22 protein-coding genes are annotated in these 24,389 nt (G+C 50.6%); 19 read left to right on the top strand and 3 right to left on the bottom strand.

The features are described 5' to 3' along the window. Positions 1–620 precede the first annotated feature (620 nt). The 4 genes from abc-f (at position 621) to zapA (ending at position 8,676) form a co-directional block, all read left to right on the top strand. Positions 621–2,492 carry a ribosomal protection-like ABC-F family protein gene (abc-f, locus tag M2277_RS05130; protein ID WP_280754287.1) on the top strand — a complete coding sequence of 624 codons (1,872 nt, stop codon included), beginning with the start codon at positions 621–623 and terminating at the stop codon, positions 2,490–2,492. Between the two features lie 445 nt (positions 2,493–2,937). Next, on the top strand, positions 2,938–3,972 hold the full coding sequence (gene pheS, locus M2277_RS05125; RefSeq protein ID WP_006212231.1) for a phenylalanine--tRNA ligase subunit alpha: 1,035 nt from the start codon (positions 2,938–2,940) through the stop codon (positions 3,970–3,972). A 29-nt stretch (positions 3,973–4,001) separates the two neighbouring features. Then, on the top strand, positions 4,002–6,452 hold the full coding sequence (gene pheT / locus M2277_RS05120; RefSeq protein ID WP_280754286.1) for a phenylalanine--tRNA ligase subunit beta: 2,451 nt from the start codon (positions 4,002–4,004) through the stop codon (positions 6,450–6,452). A 259-nt stretch (positions 6,453–6,711) separates the two neighbouring features. Then, the gene (gene zapA, locus M2277_RS05115; protein ID WP_280754285.1) at positions 6,712–8,676 is read left to right on the top strand and encodes a cell division protein ZapA; all 1,965 of its coding nucleotides are present in this window, start codon (positions 6,712–6,714) and stop codon (positions 8,674–8,676) included. An 82-nt stretch (positions 8,677–8,758) separates the two neighbouring features. Here the strand turns inward: zapA and M2277_RS05110 are convergent, their stop codons facing one another. Both M2277_RS05110 and M2277_RS05105 read right to left on the bottom strand, forming a co-directional pair. Further along, positions 8,759–9,145, bottom strand: a complete 387-nt coding sequence (locus M2277_RS05110) for a cytochrome c oxidase subunit II (protein WP_006212228.1) — start codon at positions 9,143–9,145, stop codon at positions 8,759–8,761. A 328-nt stretch (positions 9,146–9,473) separates the two neighbouring features. Next, positions 9,474–9,833 carry a phage holin family protein gene (locus M2277_RS05105; protein WP_006212227.1) on the bottom strand — a complete coding sequence of 120 codons (360 nt, stop codon included), beginning with the start codon at positions 9,831–9,833 and terminating at the stop codon, positions 9,474–9,476. Positions 9,834–9,989: 156 nt separating this feature from the next. Here M2277_RS05105 and M2277_RS05100 point away from each other — a divergent pair, with 156 nt between their 5' ends. The 4 genes from M2277_RS05100 to M2277_RS05085 all read left to right on the top strand — a co-directional run bounded on the left by M2277_RS05100 (position 9,990) and on the right by M2277_RS05085 (position 14,962). Next, positions 9,990–12,359: an endonuclease MutS2 gene (locus M2277_RS05100; RefSeq protein WP_006212226.1), complete on the top strand. Its 2,370-nt coding sequence runs from the start codon at positions 9,990–9,992 to the stop codon at positions 12,357–12,359. A gap of 120 nt (positions 12,360–12,479) precedes the next feature. After that, positions 12,480–12,899: a DUF350 domain-containing protein gene (locus tag M2277_RS05095; RefSeq protein ID WP_006212224.1), complete on the top strand. Its 420-nt coding sequence runs from the start codon at positions 12,480–12,482 to the stop codon at positions 12,897–12,899. A 157-nt stretch (positions 12,900–13,056) separates the two neighbouring features. Further along, positions 13,057–13,614 (top strand): hypothetical protein, encoded by a 558-nt coding sequence (locus tag M2277_RS05090; RefSeq protein WP_006212223.1) that lies wholly within the window; start codon positions 13,057–13,059, stop codon positions 13,612–13,614. Positions 13,615–13,759: 145 nt separating this feature from the next. Continuing rightward, positions 13,760–14,962, top strand: a complete 1,203-nt coding sequence (locus tag M2277_RS05085) for an MFS transporter (protein ID WP_006212222.1) — start codon at positions 13,760–13,762, stop codon at positions 14,960–14,962. A gap of 132 nt (positions 14,963–15,094) precedes the next feature. On the opposite strand, the gene M2277_RS05080 is transcribed toward M2277_RS05085, so the two are convergent. Continuing rightward, a complete protein-coding gene (locus M2277_RS05080) occupies positions 15,095–16,321 on the bottom strand; it encodes an NAD(P)/FAD-dependent oxidoreductase (protein WP_280754284.1) in 1,227 nt (408 codons plus the stop codon). 140 nt (positions 16,322–16,461) lie between these two features. On the opposite strand from M2277_RS05080, the gene M2277_RS05075 reads away from it, so the two are divergent. From M2277_RS05075 to modB, 11 genes are all read left to right on the top strand, one after another. Further along, complete coding sequence (locus M2277_RS05075; protein ID WP_006212220.1) at positions 16,462–16,698, top strand: hypothetical protein; 237 nt, start codon at positions 16,462–16,464, stop codon at positions 16,696–16,698. A gap of 50 nt (positions 16,699–16,748) precedes the next feature. Next, complete coding sequence (locus tag M2277_RS05070) at positions 16,749–17,135, top strand: spore coat protein (RefSeq protein ID WP_006212219.1); 387 nt, start codon at positions 16,749–16,751, stop codon at positions 17,133–17,135. 189 nt (positions 17,136–17,324) lie between these two features. Further along, positions 17,325–17,825 (top strand): Lrp/AsnC family transcriptional regulator, encoded by a 501-nt coding sequence (locus M2277_RS05065; RefSeq protein ID WP_006212218.1) that lies wholly within the window; start codon positions 17,325–17,327, stop codon positions 17,823–17,825. A gap of 14 nt (positions 17,826–17,839) precedes the next feature. Continuing rightward, entirely contained in the window at positions 17,840–19,045 is a 1,206-nt protein-coding gene (locus M2277_RS05060; protein ID WP_063480428.1) for an aminotransferase class I/II-fold pyridoxal phosphate-dependent enzyme, read from the top strand. A 118-nt stretch (positions 19,046–19,163) separates the two neighbouring features. Then, entirely contained in the window at positions 19,164–19,427 is a 264-nt protein-coding gene (locus M2277_RS05055) for an aspartyl-phosphate phosphatase Spo0E family protein (protein WP_006212217.1), read from the top strand. A 237-nt stretch (positions 19,428–19,664) separates the two neighbouring features. After that, entirely contained in the window at positions 19,665–20,225 is a 561-nt protein-coding gene (locus M2277_RS05050) for a cob(I)yrinic acid a,c-diamide adenosyltransferase (RefSeq protein WP_006212216.1), read from the top strand. Positions 20,226–20,228: 3 nt separating this feature from the next. Then, on the top strand, positions 20,229–21,305 hold the full coding sequence (locus M2277_RS05045; protein WP_006212215.1) for an RluA family pseudouridine synthase: 1,077 nt from the start codon (positions 20,229–20,231) through the stop codon (positions 21,303–21,305). Beyond that, positions 21,302–21,664, top strand: a complete 363-nt coding sequence (locus M2277_RS05040) for an arsenate reductase family protein (RefSeq protein ID WP_063480427.1) — start codon at positions 21,302–21,304, stop codon at positions 21,662–21,664. The genes M2277_RS05045 and M2277_RS05040 overlap by 4 nt, the downstream gene beginning before the upstream one ends. A 337-nt stretch (positions 21,665–22,001) precedes the next feature. Further along, positions 22,002–22,850: a 5'-3' exonuclease gene (locus tag M2277_RS05035; protein ID WP_152826688.1), complete on the top strand. Its 849-nt coding sequence runs from the start codon at positions 22,002–22,004 to the stop codon at positions 22,848–22,850. Positions 22,851–22,852: 2 nt separating this feature from the next. Beyond that, the gene (modA, locus tag M2277_RS05030) at positions 22,853–23,692 is read left to right on the top strand and encodes a molybdate ABC transporter substrate-binding protein (RefSeq protein ID WP_006212213.1); all 840 of its coding nucleotides are present in this window, start codon (positions 22,853–22,855) and stop codon (positions 23,690–23,692) included. Further along, positions 23,689–24,372, top strand: coding sequence for a molybdate ABC transporter permease subunit (gene modB / locus M2277_RS05025; protein WP_006212212.1), 684 nt, complete (start codon positions 23,689–23,691; stop codon positions 24,370–24,372). Before modA ends, modB begins: the two co-directional genes overlap by 4 nt. Positions 24,373–24,389 lie beyond the last annotated feature (17 nt).

Genomic DNA, 24,389 nt, shown 5'->3' with positions numbered 1-24,389 from the left:
TGGTTATCACACCAATAATTATGGTACCCCCGATAATGATTCCAATAAAGGTAAACATTATGCCCTATGAATAAGATCAAACAACTCGATCATTATTCTTCACCGTCTTTACCTTTTTGCCTAAGTAAGTGTACACAAATGGAACGAAGTAACCAATTGCCACTAATGTCTTTCGCAGATGCCCCTTTTACATCCCAAAATTATCTGTTATAATGGCGATAATTTCATTCCAAGAATGCGAGGTAACCCAGTCCAATGAAGTAAGACACCCTTTTCTCTAAACAACTGCATGTGGTTTTGCAGGCGTTTCTCTACGGCGGTAGAGGAGAGATTTGGTGTGTCTGAAAAATGTGACCGGGGTACCTCTTTTTGTTGTGTAGAAACGGTGCTCTTATGTAATACAATCACATATACGGAACGAACTTACAGCTTCCGCTAACGGCCCAAGTTATCGAGTTTATCTCCATAACCGTCAAGGCTGGCTTGGAATGAACAGCCGAACGTTAGTGGCTGCTTGCTGTAGATCGTCCCGTCTTCAGCTCCATCAACCTCTTTAAACATCCGCTGCAGGCTATCGCTTGCGGTTTTTTTATGTTTTCCAAGAGAGAGGATGAGGTTATATGACCATGATTTTAAAAGCAAAAGATATAAGTATGGAACTGCAAGGAAGGCCGCTGTTTGAAGGAATTCAGTTTGAGGTTGCGGAAGGCGAACGGATCGCGCTGTACGGACGGAATGGTACTGGTAAAACGACGCTGTTCTCCATCTTGGCAGGCGAGCTCGAACCGACCTCGGGCGTAGTGGAGACGATTCTGCCGAGGGAGCGCTGGGGCTGGCTCAGGCAGCAGGATGAGCCGGATGAGGGAAGCATGAGTGCAATCGATACGGTGCGAAGCCGCAGTCATGCTTCGCTATGGGAGTTGAAGCTTGGGCTTGCCGGTGTAGAGCGGCTGATGAATAGCGGGAACAATGAGAGCATGGAACAACTGCTGGAGCAGTACGGAAATCTGCTGGAGCGCTTCGAGTCCCAGAACGGGTTCCAATGGGAAACCGAGGTGGAGAAAGCTATGACGATGCTGGGAATCGGGCCAGAGGTGTGGCCTGTTCCCTACCGCGAACTCAGCGGAGGACAGAAGACGAAGGTTATGCTGTCGGCCCTGCTGGTATCCGCTCCGAAATTTCTCCTGCTCGACGAGCCGACGAACCATTTGGATAATGAAAGCCTGGTCTGGCTGGAGCAGTGGCTGGTATCGTCCTATAAGGGAACCGTGTTATTTGTGTCTCACGACAGGGAGTTTATCGACCGGGTGGCAACCTCCGTATGCGAGTTGACACCAGACGAACTCAGGCGTTACCGGGGAGGTTATACGGATTACCGCCGGGAAAAAGAACGGGAGCTGCGCGAGCAGGAGACGCTTTACCGCAAGCAGGAGCTGGCGCGCAAGGCGCTGGAGGAGTCGATCCGCAGGTACGAGGAGTGGTTCCATAAAGCGCATGATGCGGCCGGGGACGTCAGTGACGTCAAGATAACCGCCAGCTTCTACAAAGCAAAGGCGAAGAAAAACATCTCGCGATATCACGCCAAGGAGAAGGCGCTGGAACGGCTTGAAGCCGAACGGGTAGATAAGCCGCGCAGCGGTCCCAAGCTGAACATGGAGCTGGAGGGGGAAGCTTTTGGTGGTCGCACGCTTCTCCAGGTGAAGGATATAGGTTTTGGATATGGGGAAACCCGTCTTTTTGATAAGCTGACCTTCTATTTAAACCGAGGCGACCGGTTGGCCGTAAGGGGACCTAACGGAAGCGGCAAAACGACGCTGCTCAAGCTGCTGCTGGGAGAGATCGCTCCGCAGGAGGGACGGATCACACAGAATCCTTCAATCCGGATCGGCTATTTCTCACAGGAGCTTGAAGGGCTTGAGCCCGAAACCACACTGCTGGACAGCCTGCTTGTCATACCGGGCATGACGGAAAGCCGTGCACGCACGCTGCTTGGTTCGTTCCTTTTCCGAAGGGACGATGTATTTAAGAAGATGGGGCAGCTGAGCATGGGGGAGAAGTGCAGAACGGCTTTTCTCAAGTTATATTTCAGCGGAGCCCATCTGCTTGTTCTGGATGAACCCTCGAATTACTTGGATGTGGATACCCGCGAGGTAATTGAACAGGTGCTCGTGAACTTTTCGGGTGCGATTGCGCTTGTATCCCATGACCGGTATCTGGTGCGCCAAATCGCCAACCGGCTGCTGACACTGAAGCCTGGTGAAGCTCCGGTATGGTTTGAGGGGAGCGTGGACGAGGAGGAAGAGCAGGCCTCTCGCATTGGTGTCATCAAGGGGGACACAGAGAAAGATAACCGCCGTATGGCGCTTGAATACCGGGTTCAGGAATTGCTGGCCCTATCAACCGACGAGATAGAGGCGATGGAAGAGGCGAACTGGCTTGCTGAAATCAGAGCACTTCGGGCTGAGCTTACCAATCTTCAAGCGGATAAATAAGCGTTGTTGACTCAAATCGAGCCGATAGGGTTAAAATGGGGGAAATGAAACTTGCCATATCCCGCAAGGTTGCATATAATAAACCCTATATATTTGTATAAGACAAAATGCGTCGATGGAGAAAAGTAGCTAGTGCCTCTTTACAGGGAAGAGATACCATGGATTGAGAGTGTCTCTCAAAGAATCAGGCTGGCGAAGTTCGCTCCGGAGCAGTTCCTTGAACACGGCATGCTGCCGGTCAGTAGGGGATAACGGGTCCGATTCGTTACGTCGGTCAAGTGAGCATGATAAGCCATATCCAATCCAAGGGTACAATGGTCTTGGCAAGGATAGGATGGCATGTTAACAAGGGTGGTACCACGGTCTCTTCGTCCCTTTTCGGGAGGAGAGGCCTTTTTTGTTTTCAGTACAATGATGGAGTTTACAAAGGGGTGTGCGAATAGCCATGAAGGAAAAATTAGAAGCATTGAAGCAGGAAGCATTGGCGCAATTGCAGGATGTCAACGATCCGCAGCAGCTGAACGATTTACGGGTGAAATACCTTGGCAAAAAAGGTGCCCTGACTGAAATACTGCGCGGAATGGGCGCGCTGAGCGCAGAGGAGCGTCCTGTCATTGGCCAGGTGGCCAACGATGTGCGCGGTGCGATTGAGGAAGTCATCTCCAGCAAGCAGGAGGCCTTCCAGCAGCAGGAAACCGAAGAGCGTCTGCGTGCGGAGAAGGTGGATGTAACCCTTCCGGGACGCAAGCTCACCCAAGGCGCGGTTCATCCGCTCAGCAAGGTCATTCAGGATATCGAGGATATTTTCATCGGCATGGGCTACCGCGTAGCGGAAGGTCCGGAGGTGGAGACGGACTACTTCAACTTCGAGGCATTGAATCTGCCGAAGAATCATCCGGCGCGCGACATGCAGGATTCCTTCTATTTGACGGAGGATTTGCTGATGCGTACGCAGACATCCCCGGTGCAAGCCCGGACGATGCTGTCAATGCAAGGGAAGGCGCCTGTCAAAATCATCTGCCCGGGACGCGTATTCCGCCGGGACGACGATGACGCGACCCATTCATTCCAGTTCCATCAAATCGAGGGACTGGTGATCGGTGAGAACATTCGCATGAGTGACTTGAAAGGAACGCTGCTGCAATTCGTGCAGGAGATGTTCGGCGATAACACGCAGATTCGACTGCGTCCAAGCTTCTTTCCTTTCACCGAGCCGAGCGCGGAAGTGGATGTATCCTGCGTGAAATGCGGGGGCAGCGGCTGTCGCGTATGCAAGCAAACGGGCTGGCTTGAGATTTTAGGCTGCGGAATGGTTCATCCGAAGGTGCTTGAGATGGGCGGCTATGACTCTGAGAAGTACAGCGGATTTGCATTCGGTATGGGCGTTGAGCGCATTGCCATGCTGAAATACGGTGTGGATGATATCCGTCATTTCTTCAACAACGATGCAGCATTCTTGAATCAATTCACGCGGATTTAATTTAAACGATAAAGGGAAGTGAACAGACAATGAGAGTATCAACCGATTGGTTGTCCGATTATATTTCGCTCGAAGGTGTGACCTCGGAGGATTTAGCGAGCCGTATTACATCAGCCGGTATTGAAATCGATGTGATCGAGAAACGGAATCAGGGCATTAACAAAGTTGTCGTAGGCTACGTCAAGAGTAAGGAGAAGCATCCTGATGCAGATAAGCTGAATGTGTGCATCGTGGATGCCGGTCAGGAGGAAGATATCCAGATCGTTTGCGGAGCAAAAAATGTGGATGCCGGCCAGAAAGTGCCCGTAGCGCTTGTAGGCGCGAAGCTTCCCGGCGGCATGGATATCAAGAAAGCCAAGCTGCGCGGTGTTCTTTCCCAAGGTATGATCTGTTCGGCCAAGGAGCTTGGCATGAACGACAAGCTGCTGCCCAAGGAGCTGCAGGAAGGGATTCTCGTTCTTCCGGCTGAAACCGAGATCGGTAAGCCGATAGTGGACGTGCTGGGTCTGAACGATGAGATTCTGGAGCTGGATCTGACGCCGAACCGTTCCGATTGCCTGAGTATGCTGGGCGCAGCATATGAAGTGAGTGCTATTCTGGGACGTGAACTGAGCCTTCCAAACCCTGAGAAAGAAGTGATGGAAGTTCATGATACAGCTGCGGATCATATCTCGGTTACAATCGGTGCAGCTGAGCAGTGCAGCCATTATGCTGCGCGCTATATTACCGGAGTAAGAATCGCGCCTTCCCCACTGTGGATGCAGAACCGATTGATGGCAGCGGGCGTGCGGCCGATCAACAATATCGTGGATATTACAAACTATGTCATGCTTGAATATGGCCAGCCGCTGCATGCTTTTGATGCGGACCACTTGAAGGACGGCGCGGTTCATGTACGAATGGCTGAAGCCGGTGAAACGATGGTAACGCTGGACGGAGCAGAGCGTCGTCTGGAGCCGCATATGCTGGTTATTACAGCCGGTGGAAAACCTGTAGCTCTGGCAGGCGTTATGGGCGGCCTGGACTCCGAAGTAACGGACGGTACGGTGAATATTCTCCTCGAATCGGCTAAATTCGATGGCGGTACCGTTCGCAAAACATCCCGTCAGCTCGGCTTGCGTTCGGAAGCAAGCTCGCGCTTCGAGAAGGAAGTGGATCCAGCGGCGGTTATTCCTGCGCTGAACCGTGCAGCGGCGTTGATGGCGAAATATGCCGACGGTGCCGTACATCAGGGGATTGTCGAGGCAGGCAGCGCTCATGCCGAGCCGACCGTTATCACGTTGTCGCTGGAGAAGCTCAACCGTTATCTGGGCACGGAGCTGTCTCTGCTTGAGGTGAAAACCATTTTCTCGAGATTGCATTTCCCGAGCGGTGATGCAGGCCAAGGATTGGTGGATGTTCAGGTGCCGTCCCGCCGCGGCGATATCGTGCTGGATGTGGACTTGATTGAAGAGGTTGCCCGCTTGTATGGATACGACAACATTCCGACAACGGCGATTGAAGGTCCGACAACACCGGGCTCCTTGACAAAAGCGCAGGCTATTCGCCGCTCGCTTCGCCGGCTGCTGACACATAGCGGCTTCCAGGAGGTTCTGGGGTATTCATTCATTCATCCGCAGCAAGCGGAAATGTTTACTTCTCTTGCGTCAGAAGGTACGGCAGTTAAGCTTGCCATGCCGATGAGTGAGGACCGCAGCGTGCTTCGCACCAGCCTGCTGCCACAGCTGCTGGATATCGCTGTGTATAACCATAACCGCAAACAGCCGGATCTGGCCCTGTTTGAAATAGGGAACTTGTTCCATACGTTAGAGGAGACGCTGACGAAGCAGCCGCTGGAGCGTCCGGTTCTCGGCTTGCTCATGACAGGCCGCAAAGGAAACAAGCAGTGGAATGTACAGCCTGCCAAAGTGGACTTCTTCGATCTGAAGGGGGCGCTTGAGACGGTGCTTGAATACCTTGGCATACGCGTTGAGGACATCACTTACGTGGCAAATAGCCCGGAAGGATTCCATCCTGGACGCTCCGCTTCCGTATATACGGGTCAAGGCGAGAACCAGCAGCTGCTTGGTGTACTGGGACAAATTCATCCGAAGACGCAGCAAGAGCTGGATTTGGAAGATACCTATGCTGCCGAAATCCTGCTTGAGCCGTTGTATGATTTGACCAATGCCCGCGTCGCTTATCGCGATCTGCCTAGATTCCCGGGAATGGAGCGCGATCTTGCCATCGTGGTCGATGAGCAGGTTGAAGCCGGCTCCCTGATTCAAGTCATCAAGGAGAATGCAGGCGAGCTGCTGCAGCAAATTCAGGTGTTTGATGTCTTCACCGGCAGCAAGCTTGGGGAAGGCAAGAAGAGTGTTGCCATCTCCTTGACGTATCGTCATCAGGAACGGACGTTGACGGACGAAGAGGTTGCCGAGGTTACCGAAAAAGCAGTCTCAGCGCTTCAGCAAACTTTTGGCGCAGAATTAAGAAAATAGCAGGAATTGTGAACGCCCGCATCGAATCCATTACATCAGAGATTCGATGCGGGCTTTTTTGCTCTAAATGGAACTGGGATTTGCATCAGGATGCCCGCAGGGTACATAATTATAAGCACAAAACTGTGTTATCATATACCAAACTTCGGTCTGTTTTCTTGAGGTTCGTCTCCAGATGTTATCTCATATATAATGAAGAAAGAGGATAGACCATTTCAGACATCATAGAATCTACACATAATAGAAGGAGGGCACAACTGTGACTACACCGGACCGTAAAAGCGTTACCGTAGACATCTACGGAACTTCCTATAAACTTGTTGGCAATAGCAGTGATTACACTAGACAGGTAGCGAACTATGTGGATGACCGCATGCGCACCATATCCAAGGCACATTCCAGGCTCGATACCCCGCGCATTGCCGTCCTGGCCGCAGTACATATGGCTGAAGAAGCTTTACAGAAGCTGGAGTATCAGAATGAAGCCAAACAGATGACGGCCGAGCGCAATGAACTGCGTACGGAGCTTGCCAAGGTGCAAGGGCTTCAAATCGAGCAACAGGAAAGACACCGGCAGCAGCTGGAACAGCTGGAGCAAAGGCTGGCGGAGCAGTCTTCCTTAGCTGAGAAGTACAGAATTTCCACTGAGAATTTAACGAGTGAGTCAGAGCGAACCAAGGAGCTGCTCCAGAAGGAATCGAGCCGGGTGGAGGAGCTGCTGAAGGAGAAGCAGCAGCTTGAAGCACGTCTTAAGGAACAGCGGGAGAAGCTGGAGGGCGGTCATAAGCAGGCGATTGAAGATATGAAACGCCGTTATGAAGGGCAAATTTCGCAGTTGACGGGCACTCACAAGCAAGCGCTGGATAAGTTGGAGCAGACTCATCGGGCAGCAGTGAAACAGGCCGAAGAGAAGCAGGCTGAACACTTGAAGAAGCTGGAGAGCTCCCATAAACAAGAGGTGCTCCAGAAGGAGCAGCAGCACTCGAAGACCGTTCAGGATTGGGAACAGAAGTATACGAAGTCTATGCAGGATCTGAAGCAGGAGCACGCGAAAAGTGCGCAGGAGTTAGAGCAGCGGCACGGAGCAACCGTTCAGGATCTGGAGAAGCAGCTCTCGGAGCAGCGCAATCGCGGAGGGCAGCTGCAGTCGCGATTGTCGACCACGGAGAAGGAACTGACTGCCGCTAAAGCGGAATCCGTGAAACTGAAGGAAGAGCTGCAGCTGTCCAAACAGCAAGGGGATGCCTCTCAGCAGGAATTGCGATCCTTCCGGACGAAGGCGGAAGGACTCGCGAAGGAGCTTGAGGGACTGAAGCAGGAATCCGGCAAATCGGAGGAAGAGCGTCGCCGTCTCCAGAAGTTAGTGGTGGATGCGAATCAGACTTCACGCAAGCAGCAGGAAGAGCTGCAGCGTCTTAGCGGTGAGCTTCAATCCTGGCGTACCCTGGCTGATCAGCGTAAAGAGGAAACAGGCGAGCTGGAGATGAGAATTGTTGAGCTGATGGAAGCGAACGAGAGCCTGGAAGAAGGAATGAAGGGGCTTCAGGATGAAATCCACGTCATGAAGGATGAGGCTGACCGGTCTATTTCCGAGCGCAGAACGGCTCAAGAGGAACTGAAGGAGCTGCAGCTTCGCTATGAAGAGCTGGAGAAACTCAGCGAGGAAGCGGGGATTCGAGAGGAAGAGACAAGCAAACTGTACGCTATGCTGGAAGAAGAATACGATACAGTGTCGAATCAGCTCGAGGAGCTTCGCAAAAAAGCGGCTGCAAGTGAAGAGCATGGACGTGAGCTTGCAGAGCAGTTAAGAGATTCGGAGGAGCGAGCCGCGCACTGGCAGAACCAATACCAGCAATGGATGGAGGAGCGGGAGCAGCTTGCCGCTGACCGTGAGAAGCTGGCTGCAGAGCGGGATGAGTGGAGACGCACGCAGCTCTCTCTTGAAGAAGAGCTCCAGTCCTGGCAGCAGGAAATTGCCTCTGCACGTCAAGCCTGTGAACGTCTGGAAGGCGAGAAGAGTGAAGCCACGCAGCAGTATTCCGATCTTGGTGAGCAGTACGAACTGGTCATGCATCAATACCAGCTGCTGCAGGCAGAACAGGAACTGAAGGCGGAGCAGTCAGCGCTGCTTGAAGAAGAACATCGTAAATTAAAGGAAGAGTATGCTAAGCTCCAAGTTGAATATAACGAGTGGATCGAGTTGATTGAGCAGGATCAGCGTTAGGCCATGGTGAAGATTTGAACCTGAAAAAACCTCCGAATCAGCAGAGGCAACTCTGGCGATCCGGAGGTTTTATTAGGATGCTCTATTCTTCAATGATGATTTTGGAGATCATTTTGCTGTGACCGGCTCCGCACATAATGGAGCAGGAAACTTCAAATTCTCCAGCTTTGTCGGGTGTAACAACTTTGCTGTTATTGTTGCGGTCAAGCTGAAGGCCAAGCGCCGGAATCATGACGCCGTGGTTGCCGTCTTCATTCTCGTAAGAAATTTTCACGGGCACGCCCTTTTTCAGATGATATTCTTCCTGGTCGAATTGGAAGTTGGATCCCTTTATAACGAGCTCTGCTTCAGGCGCCACGCCGGTATCCGAAATTCCGGAATTTCCTTGGGTTGCCTCCTGATCTTGGCCGCAAGCAGCCAATACAAAAAGGAGCATACATGAAACAAGTAGTGCTATGCCTTTTTTCACTATAATCTCTCCTGACTATGAAATAATGGTGAATTTATTTTTTCCAATCTTTATCATAGCGCAGAAAAAGAGATTATGCACAGCGGTGTTATGAAAAATTAGTGAACGTGAAGCGTTTGCAACGAAGGTTATGGATTACGATATAATGTAGGGGAAGCCTGAGTATAGGGAGATAAGGACTTCTGCGGCCATAATGGACAACCCCCTGTTCATATAAGCAACAGGGGGTTGTTGTGGGAGATGTAGTGGAATGAGCCGCAGGAAACGATTCATTCAGGAATAAGGGACTGAGGAACAGACCTCCAACAGAGTCGGATGACTTTGCCTCTTATTCCTTGTGGCTTTTGCCTGCTTCATACGGTGTGGAAATCGGAATGAACAGATCGATGATCCCGATGACCAGTGCTGCAAGCAGCGCACCCAGTATGGAGACGGTGACGCCCCCGACAATGAACTGAGCGAGGTAAATCACAAGCGCACTGACAAGGAAGCCCACGATTCCGCGTCCAAACGGCGTGACTTTTTTGCCGAAGATGCCCTCGATAGCCCAGCCGAAGAGGGCGATGACGAGTGCAAGCAACAGGGCACTTCCGAATCCGCCGACGGAGAATTGAGGGACAATCCATCCGACAACCATAAGAACGAGCGCGGCAACGATAAATCGAACGACATGCCCGAGAAATTGCATGGTACCTGCCTCCTTAGAATAAGACTGGAATGTTACGCAGAATTTATTTTGTTCAATAGGGCCGCAGGTTATGTGTGGAAGGTTTTTGGATTCCATGGCGAATTCCCTCGGCATTCGATATAATATAGGCATTGATTGAGAGGAGTTGTGAACTTCTTGAACGACAAGATTTTGCAAACTTTAGAATACCGGAAAATTTTAAATACATTAACACAATACACGCAAACATCCATGGGGAATTTGAGGGCCGAGGCGTTAAAGCCTGAAACTGAGCTGGAAGCTGTAAAGGATCTGCTGGCGGCAACCGATCAGGCATATACGGTAGACCGGCTCAAGGGTAATCCATCTTTCCGCGGTATAACGGATATTAACGATGCCTTGAAACGCGCGAGAATTGGAGGCACGTTGAGCCCCCACGAATTGTTAGCCACATCGAACACGATTCACGGGTCACGCCGTATCAAGCGGTTTATCGCGGCCCTTCATGAGGATGAGCAGATTGAAATTCTGTTTAATCTTAGCGATCTTATCTCGGAGCAGAAGCCGCTGGAGGATGCGATTCGGCTCTGCATTGACGATGCGGCTGAGGTTCTGGATTCGGCGAGTGCAGAGCTTTCGCAGATCCGCCGTGAGCTTCGGGGCGGGGAGGTCCGGATTCGGGAGAAGCTCGAATCCATGATTCGTTCGCAATCGGTGGCCAAGATGCTGCAGGACCAGCTGATTACGATTCGCGGGGATCGTTTTGTCATACCCGTTAAAGCGGAATACCGGTCGCATTTCGGCGGAATCGTACATGATCAGTCAGGATCGGGTGCCACGCTGTTTATCGAGCCGGAGTCCATTGTGGCCATGAATAACAAGCTTCGCGAGACCCGGATGCGGGAAGAGCGGGAGATCGAAGTGATTCTGCAGAAGCTGACTGCCCAGGTGGGTGAGCAGGCTGATTTGCTGTCCATGGACTTGGATTTGATCGGACAGCTTGATTTTATATTTGCCAAGGCACGTTTGGCTCATGTGATGAGGGCGTCTCTGCCGCGAATGAATGACAGAGGGTACATTAAGCTGCGCAAGGGCCGACATCCGCTTATTCCGATGGACCAGGTTGTACCGCTTGATGTGGAATTGGGTAATACCTATACGTCCATCATTGTCACGGGTCCGAATACCGGCGGTAAGACGGTCACACTCAAAACAATCGGTTTGCTAAACCTGATGGCGATGTCCGGACTGTTTATTCCTGCCGAGGAAGGCAGCCAGATGTGTGTATTCGATGCGATTTATGCGGATATTGGCGACGAGCAGAGCATTGAGCAGAGCCTTAGTACCTTCTCGAGCCATATGACCAATATTATCCGGATACTGGGTCAGATGACGCAGAAGAGTCTGGTGCTCCTTGATGAAGTAGGAGCAGGTACGGATCCGGCTGAGGGCTCCGCCCTCGCGATTTCCATTCTGGAGCATATCCACCGCATGGGCTGCCGAATGATTGCGACCACGCACTATTCAGAGCTCAAGGCTTATGCCTACGAACGCAAAGGCGTTATTAACGCCAGCATGGAGTTCGATATCAACACCCTAAGTCCGACTTACCGGCTTCTGGTTGGTGTGCCTGGACGCAGTAATGCGTTTGCTATTGCAGAACGTCTCGGTCTGCCAGGATCCATTCTTGAGTTTGCCCGCGGTGAAGTGAAGGAAGAAGATCAACGGGTGGAGCATATGATTGCTTCCCTTGAAGAGAATCGGCACACTGCTGAAATGGAGCGTGAGAAGGCAGAGCAGGTCCGCAAGGAAATGGAGGAACTGCGTGTCCGTCATGAGCACGAGCTTCAGAAGCTGGAAGAGCAGAAGGACAAACTCGTTGATAAAGCTCGCATGGAAGCGAGACAGATCGTGGATAAGGCGCGAAGCGAGGCGGAGGAGATCATTTCGGATCTGCGCAAGATTGCTCTGGAGGAAGGGGCTTCTGTTAAAGAGCATAAGCTGATTGCGGCTAGAAAACGTCTGGATGATGCCGAGCCGCAGCAGGGCAAGAAAACAGGAGGCCAGCGCTCGGCTAAGCAGCAGCGCAGTATCGAACCTGGCGACGAGGTTCGGGTATTCAGCCTGAATCAGAAGGGCCATGTTGTGGAAATGACTGGCTCCAAGGAAGCGGTCGTACAGCTTGGCATTATGAAGATGAAGGTCGCCCTGGATGATCTGGAGTTATTGTCGAATCCGGCGGCGAATGCCAAGCAAGCACCGAAACAGCATGCGACGATCCTGAAGCGGACTCGTGATGCCAACATTCGCAATGAACTGGATCTAAGAGGAGCGAACCTGGAAGAAGCGCTGATCGAGGTTGATCGTTTTATTGATGAGGCTTTTCTCGGTAACCTTGGTCAGATTTCCATCATCCATGGCAAGGGAACCGGTATTTTGCGGACCGGAATCCAGGATTATCTGCGTAAGCATAAACATGTGAAGAGCCATCGTTTGGGCAATTACGGCGAAGGCGGCAATGGCGTAACGATTGCCGAGTTGAAATAAAGGAAGCCAGAAATCAGGAACCGTTTTCTCCTTCAGTTCGTATAACATATCATCTGGGTTTAGAACAACGGGATGCGAAAGGTGCCGCATCCCGTTTATATCGGGGAGGAACATAGGGTAATGACGGAAGCGATTGATCATTTGCTGACCCATCCGCTGGGTGTGCTAATCGGCTATTTCTCGGTTGCGATACTGGCACTTATCGTTTACTTGTATTGCTTTGAACTGGTTACGAAGTACAATTGCTGGGATGAAATACGCAAGGGAAACGTAGCTGCAGCGATGGTGACCGGCGGTAAAGTCTTTGGTATATGCAACGTTATGCGGTATAGCATCACGGCCAATACGTCCATTTACGGCATGATTAAATGGTCGTTCTTTGGGTTTATCCTGCTGTTATTGGCTTATCTGCTGCTTGAATTCTTGACGCCGGTTTTCTCGGTTGATGAAGAGATTGGCAAGGATAATCGCGCAGTAGGTTTGATCGTACTTCTTATCACCGTATCTTTATCTTACATTATTGGAGCGAGTATCACTTAAGAGCTTCGGGAGGAAAAGGACGATGAAATATTTACCGCGGATATTGTTTGCGGCCGCTTTGATTTTTTTTGTGTCAGGTATTGTATACTTAATGTCTCAATAAAAACAACTATACAGGGCCTGCAAGGCCGTTTGAATAAGAAAGGAATGAATACCTATGGAACCGACGGTTTGTCCATGGTGCCAAAGTGAGATTGTATGGGATGAGGAGATTGGTCCAGAGGAAACCTGTCCTCACTGTGCTAACGAACTGAAGGGCTACCGTACATTGAATATAGCATTGGAAGGCGAGGATGCAGAAGCCGATCAAGAGGAACTGGATGAGGATTATGAAGCAACCGAGGAGGAAGCTGTTGATCTTCAGCGTATATGGGGGTCGGAGAACGAATCGTTGTCATCGCTGCGAACTGTGGATAAATACGGGGAGGATCATGATTTGTTTGCATTCGAGGAGACCGTGGAAGCGATCCTGGATGAACAAGATGAAGTACCGGAGTGTTTGCATTGCAGAGAATACATGCTCCATGCAGGTACCCAGCACGTGAGCGGGGAAGGCTTCCAGCCGGTTAACGCGGCTTTGATCCGTGGACCTATTCTGCAGCCGCCATATGAATTGAACGTATACGTATGCCCAGGATGCTTCCATGTACAGTACAACCTGGCCGAGAACGACCGACTTCGGATGATTAAGAGCTTTATCCATAAAAAGGAATAGAGTCTGTGAATAGGCGCTGTTTGGCGTCTCACGGCAATTCAAGGGAACTGCATGCTGCAGTTTCCTTTTTTTTGTTCATGAAGTGGAGGAGTGAAGGGTAAAATACCCTGGACTTCAAGTACGAGAGCAAGGGAGGGAACTGTATATGAAGTTGACAAAGGACCCCCAGGCCATGCTTCTGCTATCGGTTCATGGTTTGTTTATTCTATCGAGTGCATTGTCGGGTACATTCCTCAATGTTTACCTCTGGAAGAGCCGTCAGGATTACACCATGCTCGGATGGTTTACTATTGCCCAGCAGGTCGCATTGGGCCTGACATTCTGGGCAGCAGGCAAGTGGGTGAAGGAACATAACAAAATGAACGCACTTCGTCTGGGGATTGCGGTGTCCGGATTATTTTATCTATGCGTGCTGTGGGCAGGCCGGGATGCGGTCCATTATATCTGGCCTCTTGGCCTGCTGTTCGGCGTATCCCTGGGCTTATTCTGGCTGGCCTTCAATGTGGTTTATTTCGAGATATCGAATGCAGAGAATCGGGATTGGTTTAATGGCTGGATCGGACTTCTTGGCTCTGTGACAGGAATCATAGGACCATGGTTGGCAGGCTGGGTGATCACATGGATGCACGGGGACGAGGGCTATCGACTTATTTTTACCGTGTCGTTGGTCATATTCGCGGCGGCTGTAGTGCTTAGCTTTTTTCTGCGAAAAAGGCCTGTACAGAATGACTATAATTGGCTGGAAGGCCTGAGACGCTTGAAGGAGGGCGGTGTGTGGAAATATGCGGTTTGGGGCTTGGCTGTACAGGGAATGCGGGAAGGCGTATTTTCCTTTCTCATCACATTGCTTGTGTTCGTGGCTACGGATCAGGAATCCAAGCTGGGTCAATTCGCATTGATCACTTCTGCGGTCTCGTTGGTGAGTTATTGGGCCTGCGGCAAATGGTTCAAGCCTCAATTCCGCAAAATCGGTATGCTGGTGGGGGCCGTACTCATGCTGCTGGTTATTCTGCCGTTATTACTGGCCGTTAATTATACTACGCTGCTGGTCCTTGGAATCGGTACCTCCTTGTTTATTCCGCTGTATATGATGCCGGCCATATCGGTTAGCTTTGATCTGATGGGATTGAATCAAGAAAATGTGGAGAAGCGGGTGGAACTGGTTGTACTGCGGGAGCTCAGTCTGACCCTGGGCAGAATTACGGGGCTGCTGGTATTTATTCTGGTGTTGTCGATCAAGCAGGACACCTTAACCATAACACTACTCTTGCTGTTCCTGGGGGCATCCCCGATCGGATCATGGCTGTTCATGCGGAGGTTATTCCCTTCCAAGGAACAAGTAACCTGATCGCTTGATCAGGGATGAGGGTGTGGGAATCCAGAACGGCACACTTCATGAACCACGCCACCACATTACACATGCGAAGAGGGTATCTCCAGGGCACGCTGGCAGGCCCTAAATGGAGTTACCCTCTTTATTCTAAATTATCTTCAGGTCAATCGGACGTGTTAAGGAGAACCATTTCAATTCCTCGGGCTCACGACCGGCAATCGTCTCAGCCAGCAAATCGGCAGCAATCATGCTGTAAACCGTTCCATTGCCTCCGTACACCTCGATAAAGTAACTGTGCGGATATTTGGGGTGCTTGCCAATCAGGGGAATGCCATCCTTGGTTGAGGCGAACACACCAGCCCAGCTGCAGGCAATTCTTAAGTCAGCCAGATGGGGAAAAAGCTGCTGTATCTCGTCCAATAGCCTCCGGCCTCTGACCTCGGCGTACTCTTCAGGCTTACCTGAAGGAGGAAGCGCTTCGTCCAAGCCCCCGGCAATGATCCGCTGATCCGGCGTTGTGCGGAAATAGAGATAGGGGCGATTCGTTTCCCACAAGAAAGATCGTTCATGCCATGAGGACAGATCGGCGACAGGTTCCGTGAGAATGGCGTAGGTGTTTAGCAGTTCAGCGTTATGATCCGGTTTCCATTCCTGAATAGTATACCCTGTGGCCCAGATTACTTTTTGGGCCAGAACGCTCCCCTGATCTGTAATTACGGTGACGTCGCTGTCCGTGTACCGGGTATCCGTCACTTCACTGTTTTCGTATATCCGAAGCCCATCCTGACTGGCATCCTGCAGAAGATGATGTCCGAGGCGGTAGGGATCTACTTCGGCGTCACCATGCGTATAGATGGCTGCTTCTTTCGAAAATGGAAAATGAGCCTTTATATCATCGCGGTTCCAATACTCCACGTCAAAGCCTCTTCGTTTCAGCAGATCATATTCATGCCGAAGCATGCCGACGTCTTGGGGAGTACTGGCATAATAGAGGCTGCTCCGGGGAATCAGGCCGGAGTCTCTGGAGAGGCTGTTTGCGATATCGGTAAGCCTGCGAACCGCATGGCTGCACATTTTGTAGAAGGAAGTGCCGCGATGGTCATCGAACTGACGAATCAGATCCGTCAGGGTACAATCGTTGGAAAATTGCAATAGCCCCGTATTGGCAGAGGTGCTGCCTCCACAGACGCGTCTTTTTTCCAGCAGAATGGTGTCCACGCCCTGCTTGTTCAGGACGTAGGCCATTAGTGCACCACTAATGCCTCCGCCAATGACGAGAACTTCACACTTCATCTGCTCGGTAAGTGGAGGGTATTTCTTTACGGGTTCGGTATTTAAAAACTTCCATGGTGTTGTTCCGCCTGTCAGCAACATGACCCTATACCTCCTCATTATCACAACCATTTTAATTTGGACGTTCATTCTGTATTTTTCATGACAGCTTACAACATAGATTTCTGTAAAGGTGGCATACTAGTTCCTGTGCAATCTAAATGGAAAGGGGAAATAACCGTATGACACCGAATCAACAATTACAGCCTCTAACCTCTAAAGAATTGGATTATATTGCGGACTGCATCTCCAACGAGACGATGCTGGCCAAGCATTGCGCTGCAACAGCGGCAGCCAGTCAGAATCCGGCCATTCAGCAAGCGCTCCTTGGATTCGTAAGCCGGCATGAACAGCATCTGGATACTTTGGTGAACTCTCTGCAGAGCCACATCCAAGTCGCACCGACCCAACCTCAATAAGTGATGCCCTTTGTAGCGAAGAAGTTAAATTGTTAAAGGAGGAACTACCTATGGCAACAACAAACGGATCTTCATTCCTGCCGGAACAAGATATGCTGGACCCTATCCTGGGCGAGCTGAAACGGACCGTTCGAGAGTACACGACAGCAACGACAGAGTCCTCCTGTCCTGTTGTCCGTCAGATGTTTACGGATTTAACCGCAGATACGCTGAAGCTTCAGGGTGAGTTTTATACGATGATGAAGCAGCAGAACATGTATACGTCGGGCCCATACGCATTGAAATATGATGTGGACAAGCAGCATAAGCAAGCACAGCAGTCCATACAGAAGGCCCATGATACCATTAATCAGAAGACTGCAGGCATGGGTACTTTCTCACATAGTCCCAATGTTGCCAGCCATGCAACAAACGTACCGCCTACATCTTATATGTAACCCACTATTCCATTGCTAACTCAACTATGAAGCCGATCGCATTCGCAGCACCCGCTGCAGGCATGCATCGGTTTTTTTCTTTTGCACATCCCGTGTAAGTTATTGTAATATAAGTATTAATCTCTGTTCCGAAGAACCTGAGGATGGATTATGAACGGTTATTCGGAATAAGTGCTGGAGGATACGTATATGGAAGAGCTAAGCGAATTGAAACTGAAGGTGCTTGACCTGCTGAAAGAGGACGCGAGAAGATCGCCAGCTCTGCTCTCTACTCTTCTGGGTGTAGATGAGGAAGAAGTAAAGACCTCCATTGCGGAGCTTGAACGAGATCACGTGATCGTTAAGTATGCGACCGTTGTCAATTGGGGCAAGGTTGAGGACGAGAAGGTAACGGCGCTGATCGAGGTTCAAATTACACCTGAGCGCGGCAGAGGCTTTGAAGGAATTGCAGAACGGATTTATTTGTTTCCTCAAGTGAAATCGGTCTATCTTATGTCTGGAGCCTACGATCTGCTGGTCGAGGTGGAAGGCGCGAGTTTGCGTGAAGTGGCTAATTTTGTTTCTGAGAAACTGTCGCCTATTGATTCGGTATTATCGACCAAAACGAATTTCATTTTGAAAAAATATAAACAAGACGGGATTATTTTTGAAGAACGTCAAGAAGACAATCGTCTCCTGATCTCGCCGTAAAGGAAGCGTGTGCTATGATTTTGAACGAACAGCAGCTTGCAGAAAATAACAGGAAATCGATGAGCTCCTATTTGGCGCCAAGTGTCAGGGATATTCAACCATCCGGAATTCGAAAATTTTTCGATCTTGTCAGCGGAAATAAAGATATTATTACGCTTGGAGTTGGCGAGCCTGATTTTGTAACACCGTGGCATGTAAGGGAAGCTTGCGTATACTCTCTGGAGAGAGGCTTTACAGGGTATACATCAAATGCCGGTATGCCCGAGCTGCGGGAGGCCATTGCGGAGTATCTGAATGACAGCTTCCAAGTCACTTACAATCCGGCTAATGAAATCATCGTTACCGTAGGCGGCAGTGAAGCGATCGATCTGGCCCTGCGTGCCTTGATTGTTCCCGGCGATGAAATCCTCATTCCCGAGCCTTGCTACATCTCATACTCGCCGATTGCTTCAATCGGCGGCGGGGTGCCGGTTGGCATTGAAACCACGGCCGAACATCAATTTAAGCTGACGGCAGAGGCGCTGGAAGCGCAAATCACACCCAAATCCAAGATCCTGATTCTATGTTATCCGAGCAATCCGACAGGGGCGATCATGACCTATGAGGATTGGCTTCCTATTGCGGAAGTCGTGGAAAAGCACGATTTGATTGTGATCTCCGATGAAATTTATGCTGAGCTTACGTACGAAGGCAAGCATGTCAGCTTTGCTTCTATGCCGGGCATGATGGACCGCACCATATTGGTGAGCGGCTTCTCGAAGGCATTTGCTATGACGGGCTGGCGTATGGGGTATGTGTGCGCTCATACGGATCTCATTGCCGCCATGCTGAAGATTCACCAATATACGGTGATGTGCGCACCAGCCATGGGGCAAGTCGCTGCGCTGGAAGCATTGCGTAATGGCTTGGGGGAGAAGGATCGAATGGTTGAATCGTATAACCAGCGGCGCCGGCTCGTTGTTCAGGGGCTGCGTGAGATTGGTCTCGATTGTCATGAACCCCAAGGAGCATTCTATGCATTCCCAAGCATTAAGGGAACCGGCCTGTCCTCGGATGAGTTCGCTCAGCGATTGTTGACGGATGCAAAAGTGGCTGCTGTGCCCGGTACTGCTTTCGGTCTGGGCGGTGAGGGATTTATTCGCTGTTCCTATGCTACATCCATTGCCCAACTGAATGAAGCCATCGAGAGAATGGGCAATTTTGTGGAAAAAATAAAATAGACAAGGAAATCGTTGAACAATTTCCTTGAATTAACAAAAATTTCACTTTTCATCAGTAGAAAATATGTTATAATTTTATTTTGGGGGCAGAATTTTACTTTCCAAGGAGGGATCACCAGTGTTTTGTGATTATGAATTGTCAAACTACCGTGGTGACTTTACGGCTGAAGACAATAATCACGGTAAATGGTCAATTAAATCAGCCAAATCCACTCCTCAGGAAATTACCTTGGAAGACGAAATTCACATGCTTCGCCGGAAGATGGAACAGATTTTTTTGGAAGAGCAGTCCTTTACCTCGGAGATCGTTATCGAAATCAGCAGTTTGCTGGATTTGAAGATCAATGAATATATGAAAGCTCATCCCAAAAAGAAACTATAAATGAACTATAGTCATCAAATAAAACAAGGCTGTTCCTGAGTGAAGATCCCTCAAGGAGCAGCCTTGTTTGTATATGATTCTTCTCTAAGTGATATGAGAATACTCTCCTGAAATGATGGAGGGACTTGTGCAGACGGTTTACAGTGGGAGCGCTATCCGAATTATGCTATAGTGGAGCATAAATAGGGGAACCAAGTGTTCGTTGAAGTGATAGAATGCTGAATGGAGGAAGATGTGATGAAGGTTTACACAAGAACAGGAGATGCCGGAGAGACCTCGATTATTGGCGGCCGGGTGCCCAAGGATGATCCACGTATCGAAGCTTACGGCACCATAGATGAATTAAACAGTTTTGTTGGCCAGGCCGTCTTTCTGGCGCAGGAGGTGGATTTTGATGAGCTGTATCTTCAGCTTATGCGAATTCAGCACGAACTGTTTGATTGCGGGTCCGACCTGGCGTATGCGAGACCTCGCGAGGATAAGCTTAAGGTAAGTGCAGAGCTTGTCGATAATCTGGAGACCTGGCTTGATGCATTTGAAGAAAAAAATCCACCGCTCGAACGCTTTATATTACCGGGTGGAAGTGCGCTGTCATCTTCGCTTCATGTATGCCGCACGGTATGCCGCCGTGCTGAGCGGCTGACCGTTACGCTGCAGCGAACCACCGAGATCAACCCGGAGGTCCGCCGCTACCTGAACCGGTTATCCGATTATTTCTTTGTCACTGCACGGGCAGCCAACGCGTTTTCAGGAATCAAGGATGTTGAATATGAGCGCAGCGGGAAGGTGTTCCGTTAATCCATGGATTTGTATTATCCGCCAATCAGCTATGTCGTGTCTGAACGTGAAGATGGCATGCTGCTCAAGACTATTATGCAAAAACGAATGGGGGTATCCCGCAAGCTGATTTCTCGTCTCAAGTTGACGGAGCAGGGCATTATGCTGAACGGAACCCGCGTATATATAAGTGCTAAAGTGCAGACCGGCGATATAATTGAGATTCGTATGGAGCAGGAGCGATCAGACGACATGCTGCCTCAGCCGATGGAGCTGGATATTCTGTATGAGGACGGGCATTTGCTCGTGCTGAACAAACCTGCTGGGATCATTGTTCATCCCACAAAGGGACATTACACGGATACATTGGCAAACGGAGTTGTTCACTATTGGCTGGAGCAGGGCTGGAATTATCGGTTCCGGGCTGTTCACAGGCTGGATCAGGAGACTTCAGGCGTGCTGGTTGTTGCCAAGAATCCCTATGTGCACCAGCATGTCTCAGAACAGATGATAGCTGGCACCGTAGACAAGAGGTATATTGCGCTTGTTCATGGCACGCCAGCTTCACGGTCCGGTGATATTGAGGGGCCGATTGATCGGGATCCTCTAGAGCCGCATCGCCGGATCGTCACACCTGGAGGATACCCTTCTCTTACACGGTACAAGGTGTGCGAAACCTTTAAGTCCGCCTCCATGGTTGAGTTGAAGCTGGAGACGGGAAGGACACATCAAATTCGGGTACACATGCTGAGCATAGGATGTCCCTTAATTGGAGACCGGATGTATCGACATCCGGTTTATGACACACGGGTACAGAGAAATGACCAGGTCCAAACGATTGCACCGGAGGCAGCTTTAAATGGGGTCGTCCCCCGCACAGAGCTGGAAGCTGCCTCAATTCAAGAGCTGGACAGCAGCATTGGCAGGCAGGCGCTGCACGCAGCAAGCCTGACGCTGGTTCACCCGATTGAGGGAAGAACCATGGTGTTCAGTGCACCGCTGCCAGAAGATATGAAGTCCCTTAAGGCAGGTCTTGCACAAGAAGAAACCCCGGAGGGCGCTTCAATACATCATAACAACGAAGGAGAACTTAACGTATGAGCCAACTGAAAGTATATCAGTACCCGAAATGCGGAACATGTCGTAACGCTGTGAAATGGCTGCAGAATGAGGGGCACGAGCTGGAGCTTCAGAATATTTTTGAACAACCCCCGGAGAATGAAGAATTAGCTGATCTGATCGCGAAGAGCGGCCTGGAGTTGAAGAAATTTTTCAATACGAGCGGGGAAGTGTATAAGGAAATGAACCTGAAGGACAAGCTGCCGGATCTTTCCGATGAGGAGAAGATCGAACTGTTGTCCGCAAATGGAAGGCTGATTAAGCGTCCAATCGTTACTGACGGGAGAAAGGTTACCGTCGGGTTTAAACCGGAGTTATATCAGGAGGCATGGCAGAAGTAGAGTCGCGTCCGATGGACTGCACCCGGTGCCGGATTCGTCGTCAAAAGAGTGAAAAGCGGAGCGTCCTTGCGGTCATTGGCCCAGGGGACGCTTTTTCATTTATTTTACAAGAGTGGGGCCATAGTTAATCCGCAGTATGGAGGGGTGACTGGGTGCTGTGAAGCTGTGAATGGTCTGTGACAGGAAATTCAAAGAAATCCCTGTGGCAAGCCCAAGTCCTTACATGGATATGGTATAATGGCAGGGTGTATTTTAAAGAAATACCGAGAAGTTAAAGTTAGGAGCGATCATTACCGTGATACCCAATCAACAACCATCCTTACTGCTTGTAGACGGGATGGCTTTATTGTTTCGAGCGTACTATGCAACTGCCTCCAGCGGTTATATCCGCCGTACCAAGGCAGGAATTCCAACCAACGCGATTTATGGCTTCTTGCGGTATATGTGGGATGCTATCGATAAATTTCAGCCAACCCATGTAGCATGCTGCTGGGATATGGGCTCGAAAACGTTCCGTACAGAGCAGTTCGCCTCATACAAAGGGAATCGTCCGGAGGCACCGGATGATCTGATCCCTCAGTTCTCGCTAGTTCGTGATGTGACAGAATGCCTCGGAATTCCGAACCTGGGTGTCGTGGGTTATGAAGCCGATGATTGTATCGGAACGTTGGCCAGACGATACAGTGATCATATGAATGTCATGATCCTGTCGGGTGACCACGATTTGCTGCAGCTCGTAAGCGATTCGACTTCCGTTATTATCATGAAAAAGGGTCATGGCAATTACATGCACTATACACCGGAAACGCTTTATGCTGAAAAAGGTCTTACACCAAGACAGGTCATCGATGTAAAGGGACTTATGGGAGATACCAGCGACAATTACCCTGGTGTACGCGGAATTGGCGAGAAAACAGCCCTCAAGCTGATTCAGGAGTATGAATCTGTTGAAGGGATACTTGAGAATCTGGAATCGCTGGCAAAAGGGGTCCGGACCAAGATTGAAGCCGATTTGGAAATGCTGCATCTGTCCCGGGCTTTGGCCGAAATCCATTGTGAGGTTCCAATGGAATGTGAGCTGGATTTATGCCTTTTGAATGTTGATCACGAACGTGCACTAACCAAGCTGGAAGAGCTTGAGATGAAGAGCCTTGGTCATCTGTTTGGGGTGGCGGTGGTCTCCTAGCCATGAGCGGTAGAACCATAATCGGAGGAAAAGCATGCATAACCTGGGTTCTGCTCGGGGTCATGCTCTTCTTGTCGGCATGCAGCTCGAGTCAGACTCCTTCCAAGGAAGCATCTCCAGAGCCCACAGGGGATGAGAAGAAGGTCGAGGTCATCATCTCTGCAGCAGCAAGTCTCAAAGCTAGCTTGGAAGAGGCAGGACAACGGTTTGAAGCAGAGCATCCGAATGTTACACTGCGTTACAATTTTGGCGGTTCCGGCGCTCTGGGTCAGCAAATGGAGCAGGGGGCGCCTGTCGATTTATTCGTATCCGCAGCGGCAGAGCCCATGGAGCGATTGGTTGAGAAGGGAATTGTGAAATCCGAAGCTGTTCAGTTGATGTTTCGGAATTCGCTTGTACTGGTAGTCCCTGCGGGTAATAAAAACATCAAGCAGCTAACGGATCTGCTCAAACCGGACATTCGTGTTCTGGCTATTGGACAGCCGGACACGGTACCAGCCGGCGAATACGCCAAGGAGACTCTCCAGCATGAAGGTTTATGGGAGGATCTTGAGTCCAAGGCCGTATATGCCAAGGACGTTACAGCGGTGCTGGCTTATGTGGAGTCGGGGAATGCGGATGCCGGTTTTGTATACAAAACCGATCTGAAGAATTCCGCCAAGGCCGTGCTGGCGCTTGAGGTGGATCCGGACATGCACCAACCAATCGAGTATCCGGGGGCGGTTCTAACAGATGCCAAGCATCCGCAGGAGGCCAAAGAGCTCCTAGAATTTATGAAAACTCCCGAGGTTAGGGAGATCTTCACAACGGCTGGATTCGAGGTTGTGGGGGAGTCGCCGTGACCGAAGCGGAAGTGTTCTGGATGCCGGTATGGCTGTCGATAAAAACCTCACTGCTGTCCAGCATCATTGCATTTATACTGGGATCAACGGCAGCACGCTGGATGGCCCGGCGCTCGTTTGTTGGCAAGACAGCGGTGGAAACGGTACTGATGCTTCCGCTTGTGCTCCCACCCACGGTGGTTGGCTTTCTTTTGCTGGTCTTATTGGGGAGAAATAGCTGGATCGGTGCCGCCGCAGAGTGGCTTTTTGCCAAGCCCATTATTTTTAGCTGGGGGGCTGCGGTGATTGCGGCCATTGTGGTTTCATTTCCGCTTGTATATCAGAGCATGCGGGTTGGCTTCGAATCCGTGGATCCGGAGCTTGAGGATTCTGCGCGCTCGGCTGGAGCCGGGGAATGGCAGGTACTTCGCTGGATTACGCTGCCGCTCGTCCGCAGGGCGGCGATTTCAGCGTTCATTCTTGCTTTTGCCAGGGGATTAGGCGAATTTGGCGCAACCTGGATGGTTGCTGGCAATATTCCGGGCGTTACGCAAACGCTGCCCACGGCGATCTACGTGGCGGTAAGCAATGGCGAGAGTCAGCTTGCCTGGGCGTGGACGGCCGTCATCATTTTGTTCTCCTGGCTCTTGCTCGCGGCTTCGGGAATAGGCAGAAGCCGCGAAGGAAGCGGGCGGACTTGACGGGAGCACAATGTTTA

It is taken from the genome of Paenibacillus sp. LBL, assembly GCF_029893715.1.
GTDB classification, from domain to species: Bacteria; Bacillota; Bacilli; order Paenibacillales; family Paenibacillaceae; genus Paenibacillus_AQ; species Paenibacillus_AQ glucanolyticus.
The sequence above is the reverse complement of the archived record's forward strand: the minus strand, read 5'-3'. Positions and strand labels throughout refer to the sequence as shown.

What these genes read in the sequence shown, in the direction of transcription:
- M2277_RS05035 (WP_152826688.1), top strand. Translation starts at nt 22,002, where the DNA reads ATGGCTTTATTGTTTCGAGCGTACTATGCAACTGCCTCCAGCGGTTAT.
- M2277_RS05040 (WP_063480427.1), top strand. Translation starts at nt 21,302, where the DNA reads ATGAGCCAACTGAAAGTATATCAGTACCCGAAATGCGGAACATGTCGT.
- M2277_RS05105 (WP_006212227.1), bottom strand. Translation starts at nt 9,833, where the DNA reads ATGCAATTTCTCGGGCATGTCGTTCGATTTATCGTTGCCGCGCTCGTT.
- M2277_RS05080 (WP_280754284.1), bottom strand. Translation starts at nt 16,321, where the DNA reads ATGTTGCTGACAGGCGGAACAACACCATGGAAGTTTTTAAATACCGAA.
- M2277_RS05095 (WP_006212224.1), top strand. Translation starts at nt 12,480, where the DNA reads ATGACGGAAGCGATTGATCATTTGCTGACCCATCCGCTGGGTGTGCTA.
- M2277_RS05060 (WP_063480428.1), top strand. Translation starts at nt 17,840, where the DNA reads ATGATTTTGAACGAACAGCAGCTTGCAGAAAATAACAGGAAATCGATG.
- pheS (WP_006212231.1), top strand. Translation starts at nt 2,938, where the DNA reads ATGAAGGAAAAATTAGAAGCATTGAAGCAGGAAGCATTGGCGCAATTG.
- M2277_RS05045 (WP_006212215.1), top strand. Translation starts at nt 20,229, where the DNA reads ATGGATTTGTATTATCCGCCAATCAGCTATGTCGTGTCTGAACGTGAA.
- modA (WP_006212213.1), top strand. Translation starts at nt 22,853, where the DNA reads ATGAGCGGTAGAACCATAATCGGAGGAAAAGCATGCATAACCTGGGTT.
- M2277_RS05050 (WP_006212216.1), top strand. Translation starts at nt 19,665, where the DNA reads ATGAAGGTTTACACAAGAACAGGAGATGCCGGAGAGACCTCGATTATT.
- M2277_RS05085 (WP_006212222.1), top strand. Translation starts at nt 13,760, where the DNA reads ATGAAGTTGACAAAGGACCCCCAGGCCATGCTTCTGCTATCGGTTCAT.
- pheT (WP_280754286.1), top strand. Translation starts at nt 4,002, where the DNA reads ATGAGAGTATCAACCGATTGGTTGTCCGATTATATTTCGCTCGAAGGT.
- M2277_RS05090 (WP_006212223.1), top strand. Translation starts at nt 13,057, where the DNA reads ATGGAACCGACGGTTTGTCCATGGTGCCAAAGTGAGATTGTATGGGAT.
- M2277_RS05075 (WP_006212220.1), top strand. Translation starts at nt 16,462, where the DNA reads ATGACACCGAATCAACAATTACAGCCTCTAACCTCTAAAGAATTGGAT.
- M2277_RS05070 (WP_006212219.1), top strand. Translation starts at nt 16,749, where the DNA reads ATGGCAACAACAAACGGATCTTCATTCCTGCCGGAACAAGATATGCTG.
- abc-f (WP_280754287.1), top strand. Translation starts at nt 621, where the DNA reads ATGACCATGATTTTAAAAGCAAAAGATATAAGTATGGAACTGCAAGGA.
- M2277_RS05065 (WP_006212218.1), top strand. Translation starts at nt 17,325, where the DNA reads ATGGAAGAGCTAAGCGAATTGAAACTGAAGGTGCTTGACCTGCTGAAA.